General features: G+C 65.0%; 21 protein-coding genes. 9 read left to right on the top strand and 12 right to left on the bottom strand.

Annotation, left to right across the window (positions count from 1 at the left end; translation table 11 throughout):
* Positions 1-152 precede the first annotated feature (152 nt).
* The gene (locus X268_RS27175) at positions 153-1,838 is read left to right on the top strand and encodes a methyl-accepting chemotaxis protein (RefSeq protein ID WP_128927780.1); all 1,686 of its coding nucleotides are present in this window, start codon (positions 153-155) and stop codon (positions 1,836-1,838) included.
* 188 nt (positions 1,839-2,026) lie between these two features.
* Here the strand turns inward: X268_RS27175 and X268_RS27170 are convergent, their stop codons facing one another.
* Together X268_RS27170 and X268_RS27165 are read right to left on the bottom strand one after the other, a co-directional pair.
* Positions 2,027-3,004 (bottom strand): Bug family tripartite tricarboxylate transporter substrate binding protein, encoded by a 978-nt coding sequence (locus X268_RS27170; RefSeq protein WP_128927779.1) that lies wholly within the window; start codon positions 3,002-3,004, stop codon positions 2,027-2,029.
* Between the two features lie 90 nt (positions 3,005-3,094).
* Complete coding sequence (locus tag X268_RS27165; protein ID WP_128927778.1) at positions 3,095-4,030, bottom strand: DMT family transporter; 936 nt, start codon at positions 4,028-4,030, stop codon at positions 3,095-3,097.
* A 92-nt stretch (positions 4,031-4,122) separates the two neighbouring features.
* Here X268_RS27165 and X268_RS27160 point away from each other — a divergent pair, with 92 nt between their 5' ends.
* On the top strand, positions 4,123-4,524 hold the full coding sequence (locus X268_RS27160; RefSeq protein ID WP_164937955.1) for a DUF1330 domain-containing protein: 402 nt from the start codon (positions 4,123-4,125) through the stop codon (positions 4,522-4,524).
* A gap of 56 nt (positions 4,525-4,580) precedes the next feature.
* Here X268_RS27160 and X268_RS27155 read toward each other — a convergent pair whose 3' ends face one another.
* Positions 4,581-5,513 (bottom strand): DMT family transporter, encoded by a 933-nt coding sequence (locus X268_RS27155; RefSeq protein ID WP_128927776.1) that lies wholly within the window; start codon positions 5,511-5,513, stop codon positions 4,581-4,583.
* A gap of 334 nt (positions 5,514-5,847) precedes the next feature.
* On the opposite strand from X268_RS27155, the gene X268_RS27150 reads away from it, so the two are divergent.
* The 5 genes from X268_RS27150 to X268_RS27130 all read left to right on the top strand — a co-directional run bounded on the left by X268_RS27150 (position 5,848) and on the right by X268_RS27130 (position 12,183).
* Complete coding sequence (locus X268_RS27150) at positions 5,848-7,116, top strand: efflux RND transporter periplasmic adaptor subunit (RefSeq protein WP_128927775.1); 1,269 nt, start codon at positions 5,848-5,850, stop codon at positions 7,114-7,116.
* Positions 7,113-8,339 (top strand): ABC transporter permease, encoded by a 1,227-nt coding sequence (locus X268_RS27145; protein WP_128927774.1) that lies wholly within the window; start codon positions 7,113-7,115, stop codon positions 8,337-8,339. The genes X268_RS27150 and X268_RS27145 overlap by 4 nt, the downstream gene beginning before the upstream one ends.
* Entirely contained in the window at positions 8,332-9,015 is a 684-nt protein-coding gene (locus X268_RS27140) for an ABC transporter ATP-binding protein (protein WP_128927773.1), read from the top strand. The genes X268_RS27145 and X268_RS27140 overlap by 8 nt, the downstream gene beginning before the upstream one ends.
* A gap of 236 nt (positions 9,016-9,251) precedes the next feature.
* Positions 9,252-10,544: an adenylosuccinate synthase gene (locus X268_RS27135; protein WP_128927772.1), complete on the top strand. Its 1,293-nt coding sequence runs from the start codon at positions 9,252-9,254 to the stop codon at positions 10,542-10,544.
* 37 nt (positions 10,545-10,581) lie between these two features.
* The gene (locus X268_RS27130) at positions 10,582-12,183 is read left to right on the top strand and encodes a hypothetical protein (protein WP_128927771.1); all 1,602 of its coding nucleotides are present in this window, start codon (positions 10,582-10,584) and stop codon (positions 12,181-12,183) included.
* Positions 12,184-12,301: 118 nt separating this feature from the next.
* On the opposite strand, the gene X268_RS40095 is transcribed toward X268_RS27130, so the two are convergent.
* Genes X268_RS40095 through X268_RS27115 form a run of 3 tightly spaced genes read right to left on the bottom strand, consistent with a single transcriptional unit; the run spans position 12,302 to position 13,335 of the window.
* On the bottom strand, positions 12,302-12,772 hold the full coding sequence (locus tag X268_RS40095; RefSeq protein ID WP_245477675.1) for a hypothetical protein: 471 nt from the start codon (positions 12,770-12,772) through the stop codon (positions 12,302-12,304).
* Between the two features lie 53 nt (positions 12,773-12,825).
* Complete coding sequence (locus X268_RS27120) at positions 12,826-13,056, bottom strand: hypothetical protein (protein WP_128927770.1); 231 nt, start codon at positions 13,054-13,056, stop codon at positions 12,826-12,828.
* A 36-nt stretch (positions 13,057-13,092) separates the two neighbouring features.
* Positions 13,093-13,335 (bottom strand): cysteine rich repeat-containing protein, encoded by a 243-nt coding sequence (locus tag X268_RS27115; RefSeq protein WP_128927769.1) that lies wholly within the window; start codon positions 13,333-13,335, stop codon positions 13,093-13,095.
* A gap of 140 nt (positions 13,336-13,475) precedes the next feature.
* Here X268_RS27115 and X268_RS27110 point away from each other — a divergent pair, with 140 nt between their 5' ends.
* A complete protein-coding gene (locus tag X268_RS27110; RefSeq protein ID WP_128927768.1) occupies positions 13,476-13,901 on the top strand; it encodes a DUF5413 family protein in 426 nt (141 codons plus the stop codon).
* A gap of 59 nt (positions 13,902-13,960) precedes the next feature.
* On the top strand, positions 13,961-14,518 hold the full coding sequence (locus tag X268_RS27105; RefSeq protein WP_128927767.1) for a DUF4112 domain-containing protein: 558 nt from the start codon (positions 13,961-13,963) through the stop codon (positions 14,516-14,518).
* 106 nt (positions 14,519-14,624) lie between these two features.
* Here X268_RS27105 and X268_RS27100 read toward each other — a convergent pair whose 3' ends face one another.
* From X268_RS27100 to X268_RS27075, 6 genes are all read right to left on the bottom strand, one after another.
* Entirely contained in the window at positions 14,625-14,918 is a 294-nt protein-coding gene (locus X268_RS27100; RefSeq protein WP_128927766.1) for a hypothetical protein, read from the bottom strand.
* A gap of 214 nt (positions 14,919-15,132) precedes the next feature.
* A complete protein-coding gene (locus tag X268_RS27095; protein ID WP_128927765.1) occupies positions 15,133-15,297 on the bottom strand; it encodes a DUF3309 family protein in 165 nt (54 codons plus the stop codon).
* Between the two features lie 107 nt (positions 15,298-15,404).
* On the bottom strand, positions 15,405-15,824 hold the full coding sequence (gene msrB / locus X268_RS27090) for a peptide-methionine (R)-S-oxide reductase MsrB (RefSeq protein WP_128927764.1): 420 nt from the start codon (positions 15,822-15,824) through the stop codon (positions 15,405-15,407).
* Positions 15,825-15,854: 30 nt separating this feature from the next.
* Positions 15,855-16,571, bottom strand: coding sequence for a peptide-methionine (S)-S-oxide reductase MsrA (msrA, locus tag X268_RS27085; protein WP_128927763.1), 717 nt, complete (start codon positions 16,569-16,571; stop codon positions 15,855-15,857).
* 281 nt (positions 16,572-16,852) lie between these two features.
* Positions 16,853-18,229: a twin-arginine translocation signal domain-containing protein gene (locus X268_RS27080; protein ID WP_245477673.1), complete on the bottom strand. Its 1,377-nt coding sequence runs from the start codon at positions 18,227-18,229 to the stop codon at positions 16,853-16,855.
* An 83-nt stretch (positions 18,230-18,312) separates the two neighbouring features.
* Positions 18,313-19,428: an ATP-dependent DNA helicase gene (locus X268_RS27075; protein ID WP_128927761.1), complete on the bottom strand. Its 1,116-nt coding sequence runs from the start codon at positions 19,426-19,428 to the stop codon at positions 18,313-18,315.
* Between the last annotated feature and the right edge of the window lie 26 nt (positions 19,429-19,454).

Raw genomic sequence — 19,454 nt, 5'->3', positions numbered from 1 at the left:
TCGGATCAGAGATAAATTGCCGATTTCGGCAGCCGCGTCCGGGGTTCTACGGGGGCACGTAAGTAACTTGCTAAGGGCTTCGCCCCTAAAAATTGATTCGATTTTGATCGATCTGTCGCGTGCCCGTATCCCTTTATTGCCGGAGCCATCCCGTGAAGTTGAGCAATCTGAAGATCGCCCCGAAGCTCGGCATTCTTGTCGGCGTCACCCTGTTCGGCTTGTGCATCTCCGGTGTCCTCGCCGGTTATCTGATGAAGCAGGAGATGGTGAATGCACGCATCGACCAGGCCAAGGCGATCGTCGAGCTGGGACGCAACTACGCGGCCGCGCTGAAGAAGCGCGTCGACGCCGGCGAGCTGACGAAGGACGCGGCGATGGCGGAGCTTCGCCGTTACGGCAATGCGATGACCTACGACAACGGCGCGGGCTATCTGTTCGGCACGTCCTATGACGGCATCACCCAGCTCGCGCCCGATCCGAAACAGATCGGCGCCAACCGCATGGACGTCGTGACCAACGGCCGCAAGCTGTCCGTCGAGCTGATGGACGGCGTCAAGGCGAACGGGTCGATCCTGCTGCACTATGAATATGTGAAGCCTGGGCAGGAGAAGCCGATCCGCAAGATCGGCTACGCCGTCGCAGTTCCCGGCTTCGACATGTATCTCGGCACCGGCGCCTATCTCGACGACATCGACGCCAAGATGGGTCCGGTCTACTGGATGCTTGGTCTTGCCATGCTCGGCATCTTCATTGTCGCCGGCAGTGTTGCCTGGCTGATCGGCCGCGGCATCAGCCGTCCGCTGGCGCTGCTCGGCACGCGGATGCGGGAGCTCGCCGACGGCAGGCTCGAGGGCGACATTCCCGGCGTCGGCCGCGGCGACGAGGTCGGCGCGATGGCGGCCACCGTCCAGATCTTCAAGGACAATGCGGTTCGCATCCGCGATCTCGAGAAGACCGAAGCCGATGCCCACCAACGCGCCGCGGCGGAACGTCGCAGCGCGATGGAAGAGATCGCCAACGACTTCGAACGCAGCGTCAACGGCATCGTCCGCTCGGTCTCTTCGGCCGCCGCCGGCATGCAGTCGACGGCACAGTCGATGACCGCAACCGCCAGCGACGCCTCGTCGCGCGCGGCGACAGTCGGCGCTGCGTCGCAAAAGGCGTCGGGCAATGTCGGCACGGTCGCGGCGGCCGCTGAGGAGCTGTCGAGCTCGGTTGCGGAAATCTCCCGTCAGGTAACGCGCTCGACCGAAGTGGCGAGCCGCGCCGTCAACGATGCCGAGCGTACCAACGCCACCGTTCAGGTGCTCTCGTCCGGCGCCGAGAAGATCGGTGAGGTCGTCAAGCTGATCCACTCGATCGCGGCGCAGACCAATTTGCTCGCGCTCAACGCCACCATCGAGGCGGCCCGCGCCGGCGAGTCCGGCCGCGGCTTCGCCGTCGTCGCCTCCGAGGTCAAGGCGCTGGCCAACCAGACCGCCAAGGCGACCGAGGAGATCTCGGCGCAAGTGGCGGCGATGCAGACTTCGACCAGCGACGCGGTCGCGGCCATCTCCGGCATCACGCAGACGATCGCCGAGATGAGCGAGATCACCGCGGGCATTTCCGCGTCGATCGAGCAGCAGGGTGAGGCGACCCGCGAGATCGCCCGTAACATCCAGTCGGTCGCAGCCGGCTCCAGCGAGATCAACGCCCATATCGGCAGCGTCACTTCCGCTGCGGAAGCAACCGGCAGCGCGGCCACCGACGTGCTCACCAACGCCCGCGAGCTGGACAACCAGTCCGGCGCGCTGCGCAACGCCGTCGACGGCTTCCTTGCGAAGGTGCGCGCGGCGTAAATTCTTGCACTGAATTCGGAGGGTGGGCAAAGACGCGCAAGCGTCGTGCCCACTTTTTCTTTTTGAGTGACTGTCATGCCCCGCGTAGGCGGAGCATCCAGTACGCCGCGGCTTCTCGGTTCTAGCCGCGCTGTCTCGGAGTACTGGATCGCCTGGTCAAGCCGGGCGATGACAGTTTCCCAGGACTCCTACTGCTTCTCGATCTTCGCGTTGGTGATCAGCTTCTCCCACAGCACCAGCTGATCGTCGACGAACTTGCCGAGCTCCTCAGGAGTGCCGGAGAAGGCGTCCATGCCGAGCGTGGCGAGCTTGGCTTTGATCTCCGGGTTCTCGATGATCTTCCTGATCTCGGTATTGAGCCGCGTCACGATCTCCTTGGGCATGCCGGCCGGGCCGAAATAGCCCTGCCAGGACGAGATGTCGAAATCAGGTACGCCGGCCTCCTGCATCGAGGGCAGATGCGGCTCCAGCGGCGAACGCTCCTTGGTGGTGACGGCGAGCGCGCGCAGCGCATTGCCGTTGACATGCGGAAGGCCGGTCAGGATGTCGACGAACATCATCGAGACGCGGCCGCCCATGACGTCGTTGAGTGCCGGCGGCGAGCTCTTGTAGGGCACGTGCAGCAGGTCGAGCCCGGCATTGTGCGCAAAGGTCGCGCCGGAGACGATCGCGGAGGACGATCCCGAGGCGTAGCTCAGCTTGCCTGGATTGGCCTTGCCATAGGCGACGAGCTCGCCGACGGTCTTTGCCGGCACTTCCGGATTGACCACCAGCATGAAGGGGAGGTCGCCGGTGCGCGCGATCGGGGTGAAGTCCTTGACCGGGTCGTAAGTCAGGCTCTTGAGCAGAAACGGGTTGGCCGAATGCGTGGTGTTGGTCGTCACCAGCAGCGTGTAGCCATCGGGGGCGGCCTTCGCGACATAGGTTGCGGCGAGCATGCCGTTGGCGCCCGCCTTGTTCTCGACGACGATGCCGACGCCGAGCGCCTGCGACAGATGCTGCGAGATCAGCCGTGTCGTCGTGTCGGTGCCGCTGCCGGCCGCGAACGGCAGGACCAGCGTGATGTTGCGGCTCGGATAGGTGTCGGCCTGGGCCATGGATGCGGCGGCAAGACACAGTGCGGCGGTACCAACGGCACGCAGGATTCGAATCAGCCCTGAAATCATCTTTGGACGTTCCCTCTTTTTGGTTGGCGGGGAACCTAGCGTTTCCTCAATGAAATCGGAAGGCGAGAGTTGGACGTCCGTCGCACGGAATTACTTCACCGCCGAACCCTGGCGCGAGGCGATCACGACGCCGGCGAGCACCAGCACATAGCCGATCAGATGAAACGGCTGGAGCTTTTCCCCGAGCAGCAGGATCGCCATCGCGGAGCCGAACACCGGCACCAGATGGAAGAACGGCGCGGCCCGGTTCGGCCCGATCAGCGCCACACCGCGGTTGAAGAACAGATAGGCCAGCGTCGAGGGAAAGATCAGGATGTAGCCCAGCGTCGCCAGCGTCATCCCGTCCAATTGCAGCACGCGGCCGCTTGCCGCCTCCCAGATCGCCGCGGGCACCAGCATCGTCGCGCCGCAGCAGGTGGTGAAGGACAGGAAGGACAGCTGATGGATCTTTGGCCGGCGCGGAATGAACGCGGAGTAGATCCCGAACGCGACCAGCGAGGAGGCGAACATGATGTCACCCCTGTTGAAGCTGATGCTCGCCAGCGCGGCGAAATCGCCCCGCAGGATGATGACCAATACCCCGACGAGCGAAATCGCGATGCCGGCAAATTGCGCGCCCGTCAGCCGCACGCCGAACAGCACCAGGGACCACAGCGCCACGAACAGGGGGCCTGCCGACTGGATCAGGAGCGCGTTCAGCGCCTCGGTATATTGCATCGCCCAGTACGAGATCGCGTTGTTGAAGGCAAAGCCGACCAGCGACAGGAACAGCATCAGCGGCAGGCTGCTCCGCAACGCAGGCCAGTCCCGCTTCAGATGCGGCCAGGCGAACGGCAGCAGGATCAGGAAGACGCCGAACCAGCGGATCGTGGTCACCGTCAGCGGCGGCACATGCGCGCCGACATGGCGCGCGATCACGATGTTGCCCGCCCAGAACAGCGAGCTCAGGCTGAGCAGCAGATAAGGCTGGTTGTTGAGCCAACCGACCGGATTGGCGGCCTTCGGCGCGGGGGGAGCAATCGTCATTGGCGTTGATACGAGCTTGCGCCGGATTGCGATCATGACACAAGTCACGGGGCCGCAATGCTACAATGCAGCTATGACCCCAGGAGGTGCCATTGGCGGTTAATATGTTGAACATCGAGGGCCTCGAGCGGCTCGATCCGAATGCACCGGTGGTGATGCTGAACCTGATGCGCTTCCACGCGCGCTCACGCGACGGCAACGGGTCGGGCTGGGACGCCTATTTGCGCTACAGTGCCGTTACGGTGCCGATGATCAAGGCGCGCGGCGGCACCCTGCTCTGGACCGGCGAGGCCAAGGCCGTTGCGCTCGGCCCGCAGGCCGGCAACGATTGGGATTTCGTCGCGCTGGTCTATTACCCGACTGTCACGGCCTTCTTGGACATGATGACGTCGGAAGCCTACGAGACGCAGGCCGACCCGCACCGCGTCAACGGTTGTGCCGAGCACGTCATCATTGCGACCAGCGAGGCCTACAGCAAGATCAAGACGAAGTAGGAAACGTCTGTCATGTGGCGCGGCTCTTCCCCTCTCCCACCGGGAGAAGGAAGAATCTACGTCGCCTGCTTCCGCGACGCCACGAACACGCCCGACAGCACCAGCGCAAAACCGATGAAATGGAAGATCTGCGGGTGCTCGCCGAGGAAGACCATCGCCATGATCGAGCCGAACACCGGCACCACGTGGAAGAATGGCGCGGCGCGGTTGGCGCCGATCAGGCGTACGCCCCGATTGAAGCAGAGATAGGCGAGCGTCGAGGGGAATACTGCGACGTAGAACAGCGTCAGCAGGTTCGGCCCGTCGAGCTTCATGATCGGGCGTGCGGACAGTTCCCAGATCTCCAGCGGAATGAGACAGGCGGCGCCGCAGCCGAAGGTGAAGGCGAGAAACGACAGGCCATGCATCGGCGGCCGCTTCAAGGTCAGCACCGAATACAGCGCGAAGATGACGAGTGCGACGATGAAGATGAGGTCGCCCTTGTTGAATTCGATGTTCGACAGTGTGGTGAAATCGCCATGCAGCAGGATCGTGAGCACGCCGCACATCGACAGCAGCACGCCGAAGGCCTGCGCCGCGGTGAGGCGGATGCCGAGGATGACCAGCGACCACAGCGCCACGACCAGCGGCGCGGCCGATTGCAGCAGCAGCGTGTTGAGCGCCTGGGTGTGTTCCAGCGCCCAATATTGCAGCGTGTTGAAGGCGCCGATGCCGGTGACGGAGAGCGTGACCATCAGGCCGAGCCTGCCACGGATCGCGGGCCAGTCCTGGGCAAGATGTTTCCAGGCGAACGGCAGCACCAGCAGGAAGGCGAACAGCCAGCGCAGGAACGACAGCGTGACCGGCGGGATGTGGCCGGCGGCGAGCCGTCCGACGATGGCGTTGCCGGCCCAGCACAGCGCGGTGATGCCGAGCAGCAGATAGGGCTGGTTCGCGATCCAGCTATGACCGGATGTTTCCGCGCTCGTAGTCTGGCCGGTGGCGGACATTGTGATTGTTGTGGCCCCGCGTCATGCACGCCGGGCCCGGCCCGGTGGCGGGCCGTTTCGTCGCCCGGCCCGACTCAAAGACACGGAAACGCAGCGAATATCAATGGGGCTGGTGCATCGCCTCCATGCGCTGACCTGATGCGCGGGAACCTGGTCTCGGCTGCACCAGCAAACAGCAACCAAGCCTGCCCCTAAATTCGGCGTAACCTGTTGACCTAAAACAAGCTCGAGTTCTGCCCCTGCGCTAGCGTCACACAATCGGCCGGCTCGCTGGTCGGCAATCGAAACGAGACGTGGGTTGCGTCGGCTTTCGCGCGATCCGCATGGCAGTGTCATGGTCGAGCAAACAATCATCCTGCGGCAGCGCAAGGGCCGGCTGTCCGTCGCGGCGCTGTGGTCGAGATTCCTCGCACACAAATGGTTCATCCTCGTCGTGATCGTTCTGCTTGGCCTCACTGCCTGGCAGAGCGTCCGCGTGCTGCTGGGGCCGGCGATCGTTGTCGATCAGGTCAGGCGCGGCCGGCTGGTCGAGACCGTGGTGGCGAGCGGCCATGTCGAAACGCCTTACCGGGTCGAGATCGGCAGCCAGATCACCGCCACCGTGCAGGAGGTGCTGGTTCGGGAAGGCGAAAAGGTCAGCAAGGGGCAGCCGTTGGTCTCGCTCGAGTCGCGCGAATTGAAGGCGGCCGTGGTGCAGGCGGAAGGCGCGTTGGCGCAGGCCGAGGCGCGGATCAGGCAGCTCGAGGAACTTACGTTACCCTCGGCCAAGGAAGCGTTGGCCCAGGCGCAGGCGACGTTGCTCAATGCCCAGCAGACTTATGACCGCACCGCCCAGCTCGAGCGCAACGGCTACGCGACCCGGGCGGCACTCGATGAGGCCCAGAAGACGCTCGACGTCGCAGGAGCCGTAACGCGTTCCGCGCAATTCCAGGTCTACACCGCGAGCCCCGGCGGCAGCGACTACGTGATGGCGCAGACGCAAGCCAAGCAGGCGCGTGCCAATCTCGATACGGCCGACTCCCGGCTCGGTTATGCGACGATCACCGCACCCCGCGACGGCGTCCTGATCACGCGCAGCGTCGAGCGCGGCACGGTGGTGCAGCCCGGCAAGACCCTGCTGGTCCTGGCGCCGGCCGGAGACGTGCAGCTTGTGCTGCAGATCGACGAGCGCAATCTCGGCAAGATCGCTCCCGGGCAGAATGCGCTCGCCTCAGCTGACGCCTATCCGGACCGGCGGTTTGGCGCCACGATCACCTATATCAACCCCGGGATCGACATTTCGCGTGCTTCGGTCGAGGTGAAGCTGACGGTCGCCGACCCTCCCGACTATCTGCGCCAGGATATGACGGTCTCGGTCGACATCGAGGTTGCCGCAAAGGACGAGGCGCTGATCTTGCCCTTGCGCTCGGTGCATGATGCGCTCTCCGGCAAGCCCTGGGTGCTCGGAATCAAGGACGGCCGCGCCAGTCAGCGGGCGGTCAAGCTCGGGCTGCGCGGCAACAGCCAAGTCGAGATTACGGATGGTGTCGCCGCCGGCGACGTCGCGATTCCCCAGAGTTCCGGCGTTCTGGCCGGCCAGCGTCTGCGGCCCGTTTTGCAATGAACCACTGGCTGCCCATCGAATGGACCATGGCGGTTCGGTTTCTGCGCGAGGGCCGGCTCCAGACCATCTTCATCATCGGCGGCATATCGATCGGCGTCGGCGTCATCGTCTTCATGTCGGCGATGCTTGCTGGACTTCAGGCGAACTTCATCAAGCGCGTGCTGACCTCACAGCCCCAGATTCAGCTGCTCGCGCCCGATCAGGTCGCGCGCCCGCTGCGCAACGCGGCCGGCGAGATCGAGGACGCGGTGGTGCAGCGTCCGAGCCAGCGGGTGATCTCGATCGATCAATGGCCGAAGATCAAAGCACAGATGCAGGCGATGCCCGAGGTCGTCACGGTCGCGCCGACAATACTCGGCTCGGTGCTTGCGGTTCGTGGCGATGCCAGCCGGTCGGTGAGTCTGTCGGGTGTCGAGCCGGACTCCTATTTCAGGATCGTCAAGGTACCGGACTACATCGTTGCCGGCGAGCCTCGGCTCACCAGCGAGGACATCATTGTCGGGATCGAGCTCGCGAAGGAGCTGGGCGCCACCGTCGGCGACAAGCTCAACATCCGCGCCGCCTCCGGCGCAACCCGCGTACTGACGATCTCCGGGCTCGTCGATCTCGGCAACAAGAGCGTCAACCAGCGGGTATGCTACGCCGCGCTGCGGACTGCACAGTCTTTGCTGGGGATGATCGGCGGGGGCACCACCATCGATCTGACGGTGGGCGACATCTATGCGGCCGAGCAGATCGCCCAGCGCATTCAGGCGGCCAACGTGGTCGAGGCCGACAGCTGGATCAAGACCAATGCGCAGTTCTTCACTGCCGTGCAGGCCCAGCAGAACACCAACACACTCATTCGCCTGTTCGTCGGCCTCTCGGTCGCATTCGGAATCGCGGCCGTGCTGATCGTGTCGGTGATCCAGCGCTCGAAGGATATCGGCATCTTGCGCGCGATGGGCACGACACGCGGCCAGATCCTGCGCGTATTCCTGGTTCAGGGCGGGCTGCTCGGCTTCGTCGGTTCGCTGTTCGGGGCGGCGATGGGCGCGTTCGCGTTGGTCTATTGGCACTCGGTCGCGCGTCAGGCCGACGGTACCGAGCTGTTTCCTCTGGTCCTGGAGCGCAGCCTGTTCGTCTACACGGCGCTGCTGGCCACCGCCACCGGTCTCCTCGCCGCGATGGCGCCGGCCGTGCGGGCTGCCAAACTCGATCCGGTGGTGGCGATCCGTGGCTGACCAGATCCTCCGCCTCGAAAGCGTGTGCAAGACCTACAATGTCGGCCTACCAACCGAAACCGAGGTGCTGCACAACATTGACCTCGAGCTCGACCATGGCGAGTTTCTGGCCCTCATTGGTCCATCTGGCTCGGGCAAAAGTACGCTGCTCAATATCATCGGGCTGCTCGACCGGCCGACCTCGGGCCGCCTGCTGATCAAGGGCCAAGACACTGCTGCCCTCGACGATGCTGAGGTCACGCGCCTGCGCGGCCACACCATCGGCTTCGTCTTCCAATATCATCTGCTGATCTCGGCGTTCACGGCGCGGGAAAACGTCATGATGCCGATGCTGGTCGACAGCGGCTTCCCATCTGCGGACATCGAAGCGCGGGCCAATCGGCTGCTGGCTCAGGTCGGACTGGAGAAACTCGCCGGCAATCTCGCCAACAACATGTCCGGCGGCCAGCAGCAGCGCGTCGCGGTGGCGCGTGCGCTCGCCATGAATCCCGATCTCGTGCTGGCGGATGAGCCGACCGGCAATCTCGACAGCAGTTCGGCCGAGGCCGTATTCAAGCTGATGCGGCAGGGGAACCGCGACAGCGGTACGAGCTTCCTTCTCGTGACCCATAATATGGACTTGGCGCGCCGCTGCGACCGGATCATCGAAGTGATCGACGGGCGCATTGGGGCCTGATGTCCCGACAAGGGGGATTTTTCGGGGATATCAAAGGCTTGGGCCGGACGTTGGGCCTCGAAAAAGCCCCGTTCTTGCTTGCTTAGAGCGGCTGCTTCCTTTATCCGGTGGGCTGCCTTGCGTATGGGCGGCGACGGCCGCCGCTTGGGCTTGGCGCAGGCATGACCCGGAAGAGTGGGCACCGGTTTTCCGCGAGGATCATGCCCGAGAGACAGATTGAATAGGATTACCCGCGAATGGCCAATGTTGTCGTCGTCGGCGCCCAGTGGGGCGACGAAGGGAAGGGCAAGATCGTCGACTGGTTGTCGGAGCAGGCGGATATCGTCGTCCGCTTCCAGGGCGGCCATAACGCCGGCCACACGCTGGTGATCAACGGCAAGACCTATAAGCTGGCGCTGCTGCCCTCGGGCGTGCTGCGCGACCAGAAGCTGTCGGTGATCGGCAACGGCGTGGTGTTCGATCCCGCCGCCTTCCTCGATGAGGTCACCAAGCTCAGGGCGCTGGGCGTCGCGGTCTCTCCGGAGAACCTGCGCATCGCCGAGAACGTCACCCTGATCCTGCCGCTGCACCGCGAACTCGACGCGCACCGCGAATCCGCCAGCGCGGCGACCGCGATCGGCACCCCCCGCCGCGGCATCGGCCCGGCCTATGAGGACAAGGTCGGCCGCCGCGCCATTCGCCTGATGGACCTCGCCGACCTCGACACGCTCCCGCACAAGATCGACCGGCTGCTTGCCCACCACAATGCCCTGCGCCGCGGCCTCAATCTGCCGGAGTTCGACGGCAAGGAGATCCTGAAGGAATTGAGCGCGCTGGCACCTGAGCTGCTGCCTTACGCGGAGACGGTGTGGCGGCTGCTCGATATCAAGCGGCGTGAAGGCAAGCGCATGCTGTTCGAGGGCGCACAGGGGGCGCTGCTCGACGTCGACCACGGCACCTATCCCTACGTGACCTCGTCCAACACGGTGGCGGCGCAAGCCGCGACCGGCGCCGGCCTCGGGCCCGGCGCGGTCGGTTACGTGCTCGGCCTGTGCAAGGCCTACACCACCCGCGTCGGCCAGGGCCCGTTCCCGACCGAGCAGGACAACGACATCGGCCGCAAGATCGGCGAGCGCGGCCGCGAGTTCGGCACCAATACCGGCCGTCCCCGCCGCTGCGGCTGGTTCGACGCCGTGCTGGTCCGCCAGGCGGTCCGGACCTGCGGCATCAACGGTCTCGCGCTGACCAAGCTCGACATCCTCGACGGCTTCGACACCATCGAGGTCTGCACCGGCTACAGGCTCGACGGCAAGGAGATCGATCATTTCCCGGCCGGCGAGGGTGCCCAGGCCCGGGTCGAGCCGATCTACGAGACCATCGAGGGCTGGAAGGAGCCGACCGCCAGTGCGCGCTCCTGGGCCGACCTGCCCGCCCAGGCCATCAAATATGTCAGGCGGATCGAGGAATTGGTGGGGTGCCCGGTCGCGCTGCTTTCCACCAGCCCCGAACGCGAAGATACTATCCTCGTGCAAAACCCGTTTGAGGCTTAACGATCTCTTACCAGGACGGGCGTATAGTTGAGTAGAAATGGCTGATTACTATCCGCTGATCGCCCGCGCTATTGCCGCCCTGGACCCTAACGCTCCCGGCGAAAGCCGTCGCGCGCTCTATGAACGGGCGCGCACCGCCCTGATCGCGCAGCTGCGCAGCGTGCAGCCGCCGCTCTCCGAATCCGAGATCACCCGCGAAAGGTTGTCGCTGGAAGAGGCCGTCCGTAAGGTCGAATCGGAGGCTGCCCAGCGCGCCCGCGATGCCTCGCGCCCCGGTGGCGGCGGACGCAGCGGCGGTAGCGGCGATGCATTTCGACGCGCCAGCACCCGGGCCGCCGAGGGCAACCCGCCTGCGGGGCCGCCGCGGACGCGCCCGGCTCCGCCACCGCCGCGGGCCGACCGGCCATCCGTCAACGTCGACGACCAGGGCGATGCCCAGCGTGCCTCGCGCGCCCCCCGTTTCGACGCCCCGCGGCAGCCGGGACCGTCCGCGCCGCCGCCGATGCCGGAGCCGCCGACGGCCGGACGCGATCGCGGCGGAGCGCGTCGTCCGCCCGATCTCGGGCCTCCGCCGCCGCTGCCGCCGGCACCGGGCGTGCGCGGCTTCCGCGACATCACGGCCGATGCCAATGATCTCGGCGGCGCTGCCGCGCAGGCCAACCGCGCCGCGCGCCGCACCTACGCCAACGTGCCTTCGCCCTCGCCGGAGTTCGACAGGCTCGAGCCGAGCCTGGAAAACCGCGCCGGCGAGTCGGAGGCGCCCTATTCCTACGACGAGTCGATCGAGGAGGCCGAGCGCTACACGCCGCAGCCGCCTTCGCCGCGCCCGCGCGCCGCCCCCGAGCGCGACGCCAAGAAGCGGGCCCGCACCGGCTCCGCCTTCCCGTTCAAGAGCGCGATCGCCGTCGGCATCGTGCTGATCCTGGTCGGCGCCGGCATCCTCTGGGGCAAGCCGCTGGTCCAGATCGCGACCAATCTGTTCAAGTCCTCGCCGACCCAGGTGGTGGAGGCCCCGAAGGATGCCTCGCAGCCGCAGACCAAGCCGAAGATCCCCGATCGCGTCGGTCAACCTTCGGCCAGCGACCAGCCGGTCGCGCCGGTGGCGCAGAAGGTCGTGCTCTACGACGAGGATCCGTCCGATCCGAAGGGCAAGCAATATGTCGGCTCGGTGGTGTGGCGGCTGGAGCCGATCAAGGCGTCGGGCAACCAGAAGGCCGACGTTGCCGTGCGCGCCGACATCGAGATCCCCGATCGCAAGTTCAAGATGACGATGTCGTTCCGCCGCAATACCGACTCCTCGCTGCCGGCGAGCCACACGGCGGAGCTCACCTTCATCCTGCCGCCGGATTTTCCGGGCGGCAGCGTCTCCAACGTCCCGGGCATCCTGATGAAGTCCAACGAGCAGGCCCGCGGCACGCCGCTCGCCGGCCTCGCGGTCAAGGTCACCGACGGCTTCTTCCTGGTCGGCCTGTCCAACGTCGATGCCGATCGCGCCCGCAACGTCCAGCTCTTGAAGGAGCGCTCATGGTTCGACGTGCCGCTGGTCTATGCCAACCAGCGCCGCGCCATCATCGCCATTGAGAAGGGCGCCCCCGGCGAGCGCGCCTTCAACGACGCCTTCGCGCAGTGGGGCGATTAGTCTCTCTGTCATTCCGCGGCGACGCGTAGCGTCGAGCCCGGAATCCAGTTTTCCACGTAACGCGGTGCGCGATGGATTCCGGGCTCGCGCTCCGCGCGCCCCGGAATGACGACTGCAGCTACTGCGCCGTTGCTTCGCGCTTGCGCGATGCGACCGCCTCGCGGTCCATCACGGCGCGGCAGCCGGGACTGACCTGCGCCTTGTTCCGCACCATGCAGGCCCGAACCCGCGGGATGTCAGGAATTTCACTGGAGCACAGCCGCATCGCGTCGCCCGTGCACATTTGCTGCGCTTCGGATGAGAAGGCGAGGCCGGGCGAGGTCTGGAGTGCGATGGCGGTGGTTGCGATGGCGAAGAGCGAAGTAATCGTCTGATTGCGTGTCATGCAGAATGGGTCCCCGATTCCCTGGGCTTGAGCCACTTGGTTTTGGGGCGCCGCACGCGACTTGATCTGCCGCATGTCACAGCCTTCACGCCGGGAACTCACTCCCGCATGTGGTCGCTCGATTTCTTGATTGTTCGAATCGAAAAGTGCTGCGCCGCCCGAGCGAAGTATGCGCCATTGTCGCGCGGCTGCAATGGTCGGCATGAATGAAATTGCAATTGTTGCGTGGACGTCACGCGGAATGCGTGCGCACGCGATCAGATCAGCCGATCGGAGGACGCGCTCGCTTGTTCCACCTCGCTCGCGCCGAGCGCGGCGGCGTGTTCCTCGACGGCGGTGACGCCCTTGGCTGTGAGCTCGAACAGGTCACCGTCCTTCATGACGTAGCCGTCGGCGATCAGTTGTCCCATCTTGCCTTGGCGGTCGTCGGCGAAGGCAACGGATTGGCTGATGTCCCGCAGGATCGAGAGTTCTTCGTCGTGCAACATGGCGTCACTCTCCAATTGCGGAAATCGATCCGATCCTCACATGCCGTGGCTCTGGAACACCTTGCTGCACGCGCGCGACAGCTTGGCCCGGTTGGCCTGCAGGCAGCTCTGCACTGCGCCGTCATTGCCAAGGTCCTTGCGACAGAAGCGCGATGCGTCGCGCGAGCAGGCCTGCTGTTCCTGCGGCGAGCCCATGTGGCCCTGCGCGAGCGCGGGGACGTTCGACAGGCCGGTCAGGGCCGCGAGCGCGATTGTCGCCAGAAGAAATTTGCGGGCCATCGGCGGCTCCAATCTGCCAAAGGGAAATTCAGGTCCTGCATGAACTCATCGCCTTGCCACTTGTTCCCCTGGCGCGCCGCCCGCTATTCAAGGTTCCCGCGGCGCTGCTATAATCCACCAGAGACGTGTGAGGGTGTTTGATGAAACGCTATCTGGTGTTTGCGCTGATTGGCCCGTTCGTCGGCGGGTTCCTGCTACTGCTGACCACGACCTATCAGTCCGGCTATTGGACCCAGACCAGTCTCGGCGAGGTTGGCAAGCTGTTCGCGGTCTTCTTCAAGACGCTGCAATACAGCTATCTGTTCGGCTTGCTGCCCTCGCTGATGATCGGCGCGATCGATGACATCCTGATCCACGTCAGGCGCGTCGGGCCGAGCTTGCGGATGCTGCTGGTCGGCCTGTTCGCCTTCGTGCTGGCCTCGCTCACCTACAGCTCGCGCGGACCGGATTCGGGGGGGGTGCAGTTCATTCTGTACGGCCTCGTCGGGTTCGTGCCGGCAGCGATTTCGTCCTGGCTCGTGCATAGATACGTCAAGGAGCCGCAGCCGGTCGCGACGACGACCTGAGCGCGACGTTCGGGCGCGGCGCAGCAACTTCAGCCTAGCCGGCGCGTTCCCCTGAGGTCATGCCCATGTCCGACGACGACATCCTCGCTCCGCGCCGGCCCCGTTCCGGGCGCGGCCCGCACGCCACCTCTTCGGGCGCCGAGGCGCGCGGGCCGATCATCGACCAGGAGGGGCGGGAAATCCGCCCCGAAACGCTGGAGCAGGGCTTTCGCGAGTTCCGGTTCGAGTTCGGCAAGGACAATCCATTCGCCGGCAGCGCGTTCGGCAATCTGACGCGCGAGCAGCGGATCGCGCGTCTCGAGGCGATCGCAAAGCTGCTCGACATCGCCTTCATCCTGCCCGGCACCAACATCCGCTACGGCATCGACGGGCTGATCGGCCTGATTCCCGTCATCGGCGACATCATCACCACGGCGATCTCGCTGTGGCTGGGGCGCGAGGCCCGCGCGCTGGGCGCGCCCTGGTACATCACCGCGCGCATGCTCGGGAATGTCGCGCTCGACGGCGTGGTCGGCATGGTGCCGTTCGCCGGCGACGCTTTCGACGTGATGTTCCGCGCCAACATGCGCAACGTGCGCCTGTTGCGCCGCTGGCTCGACAAGCAGCCGCGGCTTTAGTTTCTTCTTCGCCTCTCCCCGCCTGCGGGAGCCCCAAAACGCAAAAAGCGCGACAGCCTTTCGGCCATCGCGCCTTCTGCGCACATCGTAAGGATCAGCGAAAAACTTACGCCGCGTCGGCGTCGGTTTCGGCGGCCGGCGCCGGCTTGGGGCGGCGGGGCAGCGGGAAGGCTTCGCTCTCATAGAGCGAGCGGATGCCGTTCTGGTCGAACCGCGCTTCCTCGACCTGGAGATAGGCGCCGTTCAGCGAATCCGTCGGCAACTGCTCCATCGCGAACTGCACGGCTTCGGCCGCGGTGCCGAACCGGCGATAGGTGAAGCCCGCACGCTTCTTCTTGCGGATCGCGGCGGGGGAGAGTTCGGCGGAAGTGTTGAAGTTGAACGGACGCAGTGGACGCATGGTCAAAGACCTCGTGATCTTCTCTGGGGCTTTAAGCGCGTGGGGTTTGGGAGGGCAGGGGCCGCAATCAAGCGGGCCCGCCGCACATGTCATTTTCGCCCTCTAATATAGGCCGATTTGACGGAAATGCGACCCCTGCGATGGGAGATGATGAATCCGCGCATGGCAGCCCCGCGACTGAAATAAATCGAATGATTTCAATAATTTATATGGTTTAAATCTTGCCAAGAAGCAGCAGGACCACCAGCACCACCAGCACGACCCCGCCGATGCCCATGCCAGAATGGCCGAGGCCATAGCCGTAGCCGCCGAACCGGCCGGACAGGCCCCCGAGCAGATAAATGATCACCAGGATGATGAGGATGGTCCCGAGTGACATGGTTTCCTCCCTGACGGCCGCCCAATGCGATGATCGGCCGCACCGCCAGAGAAGAAAAGCATATCGGGCGGCCGGGTTCCATGAAGGAACCCGACCGCTGAGGCCTATTATTTGGGCTCCAGCTTCAATGCGGCCGAGTTGATGCAGTAGCGCAGGCCGGTCGGTCCCGGGCCGTCAGGGAAGACATGGCCGAGATGGCCGCTGCATTTGGAGCAGAGCACCTCGGTGCGGATCATGCCGTGGCTCAAATCCCGCTCCTCGTCGATATGGCTCTCGACTGCGGGCTGCGTGAAGCTCGGCCAGCCGCAGCCGGAATCGAACTTGGCGTCGGACTCGAACAGCACATTGCCGCAGCCGGCGCAGACATAGGTGCCGGCGCGGTGGTCGTGCTCATACTCGCCCGAGAAGGGACGTTCGGTCGCCTTCTCGCGCAGCACCGCGTACTGCATCGGCGACAATTCGCGTCGCCATTGCTCTTCGCTCTTGATGACCTTGTCGTCTGTGGTCTTCGTTCTGGTGTCGGGCATGGGTCTCCCGTTCGTAAGATGATCTCGCGATCAGTTGGTGGCCTTGCTGGCACTCACCAGCGTCGGCTTTTCAATGTAGTTATCCGCGAACAGCTTTTTCAGGTTCTCGACCTTCGGCAGGTCGTTATAGGCGATGTAAGGCTGGTTCGGGTGCAGCGTCAGATAGTCCTGGTGGTAGGCCTCCGCCGGGTAGAACGCCTCCAGCGCGCCGACCTTGGTCACGATCGGCTTGCCGAACACCTTGGCGCTGTTGAGCTGGGCGATGTAGGCTTCCGCCACCTTCTTCTGCTCGTCGGAGGTCGTGAAGATCGCCGAGCGATATTGCGGTCCGGTGTCGGGGCCCTGGCGGTTGAGCTGGGTCGGGTCGTGCACCACCGAGAAGTAGATCTGGAGGATCTTGCCGTAGGAGATCTTCTTCGGGTCGTACTTGATCTCGACCGACTCGGCATGGCCGGTCCGGCCGCTCGAGACCGTCTGGTAGTCGGCGGTCGCCTTGGTGCCGCCGGCATAGCCGGAGACCGCGTTGATGACGCCTGCGGCGTGCTGGAAGACGCCTTGCACGCCCCAGAAGCAGCCGCCGGCAACAACGGCGGTCTGGGTCCCGCTGGCGGGGGCCACATCCATCGCGGGGGCAGGGATCACCACCGCGTCCTCCGCAGCCCGGGACGGCGCGGCAAAGGCCAATGCAAAGGTTAGCGAGAGGGCGGTGGTTGCGGCCAGCAGGGAGGCGAGGGCAGGTCGGCGCATGGCGGATCCTCTTTCGGAAGGTCTGACAGTCTAGGGCGGTCGGAGCCGGACGAACAGTTGTCCGGCCGCCTTTTCGCATCATCCGAGGTACGGATGCAGCCGCCGATTGTTACGACGGGGCGGACACGAGTCCGTGAAATGAGCTGCGGGGAAGCTGTTCGACATCATCCGCAGCGAAGTCTGGGCCGCGGCACGGGCGGCAGCCGTTCACCTGCGGCTCGCCGCCGGGACGGAAGACTTCTATTTTGTCGCGAGCCAATGAAGACCGGCGCCGCGCGCGGTCACATCAGCGAATTGAACCAATCGAACGCGGTTGAATGTCCGTTCAAGGCGGAGCTGTCGCCATAGAGGCTCGCCAGGAACGTGACGCGATGGCTTGCGCGACCAACCGCGACGCCGTCCGCGAAGCGTCCACCGGCGGCGATCGCCGGCTTGACCAGTCGCGGGGGCAGCGCTTCGTCAGCCAATCCGTAATAGAACCGGATCGGGGAATCGTAGTTCCAGAAAGTCGCGCCGTTGCGACCGAGCTGGCGCAGCAGCGTGCTGTTGCTGTCATGGGTGAAGCGGTCGAAAAACCCGTCCACCAGGAAGTCCGCGGCCGGCGGAACACTTTTCGCGGTCTCTCCGTCCAGGCTGTAGTCGGCCCAGTATTTTTCCGCGAGCGCCTGATATTGGGGCTTGATGGCCGTCTTGAACAGATCGCTGAGACCGTAATACTGGCGATAGCTTCCGAGCAGCACGATCAGGCACGGCGTGATCCAGGCCGGAGGCATCGGGTAGGACGTCTCCGTCGACGGGATATAGGACGTCGGGTTGACCCAGTAATGGAAGCTCTCGGCGAGATTGTTGAACGGGCTCTGGGCCGCGGTTGCCGTCACCTTCATGCCGCGGTGCTGCATCTCCTGCTTGAGCCATTGCGTGTTCAGCGCGCCCTGCGACCAGCCGTTCAGAAACAAAGCGGATCGGCGGAGGCCGAGCGTTTTCAGCTCGAGGAGGCCGGCCCCGAGGACGTCGAGGCAGCACTGCACCGTGGTGCCCTTCACTGCATAGGCCTCGCCGCGGCCGTTGCGATATGGGCCCTTGCCGATGTAGTCGGCGGCGATGACGGCATAGCCGTTGCCGGCGAAGCGCTGGATGTTGAACAGCGTCTCCAGCGAGTCGACGTTGTCGCGAAGCTGGTAGGCTTCGTCGCCAAGTCGCAGCAGGTTCGACGGGACCTGGTCGAACGACAGGATCGTGCCGTGCTGCCAGGACAGCACCGGCAGCGCGCCGCGCGCGCCGACGGGGACAGCGACGAGCCCGCTGACCTTCACGCGCTCTCTCGTCTCAGGGACGTGCGTCGTGGTGGTGATGCGCCGCAGCTCGACATCGTAGCGGGCGGCATGCTTGTCGGAGAAATCCTTGGGCAGGACGTCGTGTTCGTTGAACACGGCATAGAACTGCGCCGCCAGTGCGTCGAGCCGCTGCTTCGAGACTCGCACCGGCTTGTCCAGCCGCGCATGCGCCGCGCGCATTGGGGCCGATCGCGCAAGTCCCGGCGCCGCGATCGACGCGGCGAGCGCGCCGGCGGCGATGCCAGCCGATTTCAGAAACCCGCGACGGCTCGCGTCGGAGGGATCATTCCGTGCATCGCGGTAATCGGGTCTTGGTTCAGCCATGCGTGCCCTCCTGCCGACGGCGCGGTGATACATCGCAAAGCCTAGCGGTTGGTGAATGTATCTGCGCAGTCCGAGCTACGGCATCACACCACGACGCTCAGCCGTTTCGCCGCGCGCGTGATGCCCGTGTACAGCCATCTGGCGCGGCTATCCTGGAACGCAAAGCTCTCGTCGAACAGCACGACGTCGTCCCACTGCGAGCCCTGTGACTTGTGCACGGTGAGCACGTAGCCGTAGTCGAACTCGTCATAGGGCTTGCGCTGCTCCCAGGCGATCTGCTCGATGCCGCCCTCGAAGCAATCGGCGCGCACCGAGACCTTCGTCACCTTGTGGCCGAAATCCTCGTCGGGCGACAGCCGCATGCTGAGGATGCGCGACTTCGAGCGCGAGGTGTTGCGCGACTTCACGCGCCACAGGCCGCCGTTGAACAGGCCCTTCTTGCGGTTGTTGCGCAGGCACACCAGCTTGTCGCCGGCGACCGGGAAAACGTCCTCGATGTTCTGGCGCTGGCGCACCCGCATGTTGTAGGCGCGGCGGGGGTTGTTGCGGCCGACCAGGACCTGGTCGGCGCCCATGACCCGGTCGGGGTCGAGCTCCTTGCGCGAGACCACCTCGCTCTCGCCGTAGCGGCCGATGTCGAGCTCGCGGCCTTCGCGGACGTCCATCGACATCCGCACGATCGGATCGTCCTGCGCCTGGCGGTGCACCTCGGTCAGCATCGCGTCCGGCTCTGAATTGGTGAAGAAGCCCCCGCCCTGAATCGGCGGCAGCTGCGCGGGATCTCCCAACACGAGCAGCGGGCAGTCGAACGACATCAGGTCGCGCCCCAATTCGGCGTCGACCATCGAGCATTCGTCGATCACGATCAGCTTGGCCTTGGACGCGGGCGCGTCATCCCACAGCTCGAAGCTCGGCTGCTCCTCGCCGGACTCGCGGGCGCGGTAGATCAGCGAGTGGATGGTGGAGGCCTCGTCGCAACCCTTGTTGCGCATGACGAGGGCGGCCTTGCCGGTGAAGGCAGCGAACTTCACCTCGCCGTCGACGCCTTCGGCGATGTGCCGGGCCAGAGTCGTCTTGCCTGTTCCGGCGAAGCCGAACAGGCGGAACACCGGCGGCGTGCCGTTGCGGCCGGGCTTGGCCTTGAGCCAGTCGCCGACGGCCTTGAGCGCGGCATCTTGATGCGGGGTGAAAGTGGCCATGTCTGTCTTGAGGAGGGGGCGAAACG

The organism is Bradyrhizobium guangxiense (genome assembly GCF_004114915.1).
Taxonomy (GTDB): Bacteria; Pseudomonadota; Alphaproteobacteria; order Rhizobiales; family Xanthobacteraceae; genus Bradyrhizobium; species Bradyrhizobium guangxiense.
This window is presented reverse-complemented; position numbering and strand designations above follow the sequence as displayed.

What these genes read in the sequence shown, in the direction of transcription:
- X268_RS27170 (WP_128927779.1), bottom strand. Translation starts at nt 3,004, where the DNA reads ATGATTTCAGGGCTGATTCGAATCCTGCGTGCCGTTGGTACCGCCGCA.
- X268_RS27165 (WP_128927778.1), bottom strand. Translation starts at nt 4,030, where the DNA reads ATGACGATTGCTCCCCCCGCGCCGAAGGCCGCCAATCCGGTCGGTTGG.
- X268_RS27155 (WP_128927776.1), bottom strand. Translation starts at nt 5,513, where the DNA reads ATGTCCGCCACCGGCCAGACTACGAGCGCGGAAACATCCGGTCATAGC.
- X268_RS27150 (WP_128927775.1), top strand. Translation starts at nt 5,848, where the DNA reads ATGGTCGAGCAAACAATCATCCTGCGGCAGCGCAAGGGCCGGCTGTCC.
- X268_RS27145 (WP_128927774.1), top strand. Translation starts at nt 7,113, where the DNA reads ATGAACCACTGGCTGCCCATCGAATGGACCATGGCGGTTCGGTTTCTG.
- X268_RS27135 (WP_128927772.1), top strand. Translation starts at nt 9,252, where the DNA reads ATGGCCAATGTTGTCGTCGTCGGCGCCCAGTGGGGCGACGAAGGGAAG.
- X268_RS27130 (WP_128927771.1), top strand. Translation starts at nt 10,582, where the DNA reads ATGGCTGATTACTATCCGCTGATCGCCCGCGCTATTGCCGCCCTGGAC.
- X268_RS40095 (WP_245477675.1), bottom strand. Translation starts at nt 12,772, where the DNA reads ATGCCGACCATTGCAGCCGCGCGACAATGGCGCATACTTCGCTCGGGC.
- X268_RS27120 (WP_128927770.1), bottom strand. Translation starts at nt 13,056, where the DNA reads ATGTTGCACGACGAAGAACTCTCGATCCTGCGGGACATCAGCCAATCC.
- X268_RS27115 (WP_128927769.1), bottom strand. Translation starts at nt 13,335, where the DNA reads ATGGCCCGCAAATTTCTTCTGGCGACAATCGCGCTCGCGGCCCTGACC.
- X268_RS27110 (WP_128927768.1), top strand. Translation starts at nt 13,476, where the DNA reads ATGAAACGCTATCTGGTGTTTGCGCTGATTGGCCCGTTCGTCGGCGGG.
- X268_RS27105 (WP_128927767.1), top strand. Translation starts at nt 13,961, where the DNA reads ATGCCCATGTCCGACGACGACATCCTCGCTCCGCGCCGGCCCCGTTCC.
- X268_RS27100 (WP_128927766.1), bottom strand. Translation starts at nt 14,918, where the DNA reads ATGCGTCCACTGCGTCCGTTCAACTTCAACACTTCCGCCGAACTCTCC.
- X268_RS27095 (WP_128927765.1), bottom strand. Translation starts at nt 15,297, where the DNA reads ATGTCACTCGGGACCATCCTCATCATCCTGGTGATCATTTATCTGCTC.
- msrB (WP_128927764.1), bottom strand. Translation starts at nt 15,824, where the DNA reads ATGCCCGACACCAGAACGAAGACCACAGACGACAAGGTCATCAAGAGC.
- msrA (WP_128927763.1), bottom strand. Translation starts at nt 16,571, where the DNA reads ATGCGCCGACCTGCCCTCGCCTCCCTGCTGGCCGCAACCACCGCCCTC.
- X268_RS27080 (WP_245477673.1), bottom strand. Translation starts at nt 18,229, where the DNA reads ATGGCTGAACCAAGACCCGATTACCGCGATGCACGGAATGATCCCTCC.
- X268_RS27075 (WP_128927761.1), bottom strand. Translation starts at nt 19,428, where the DNA reads ATGGCCACTTTCACCCCGCATCAAGATGCCGCGCTCAAGGCCGTCGGC.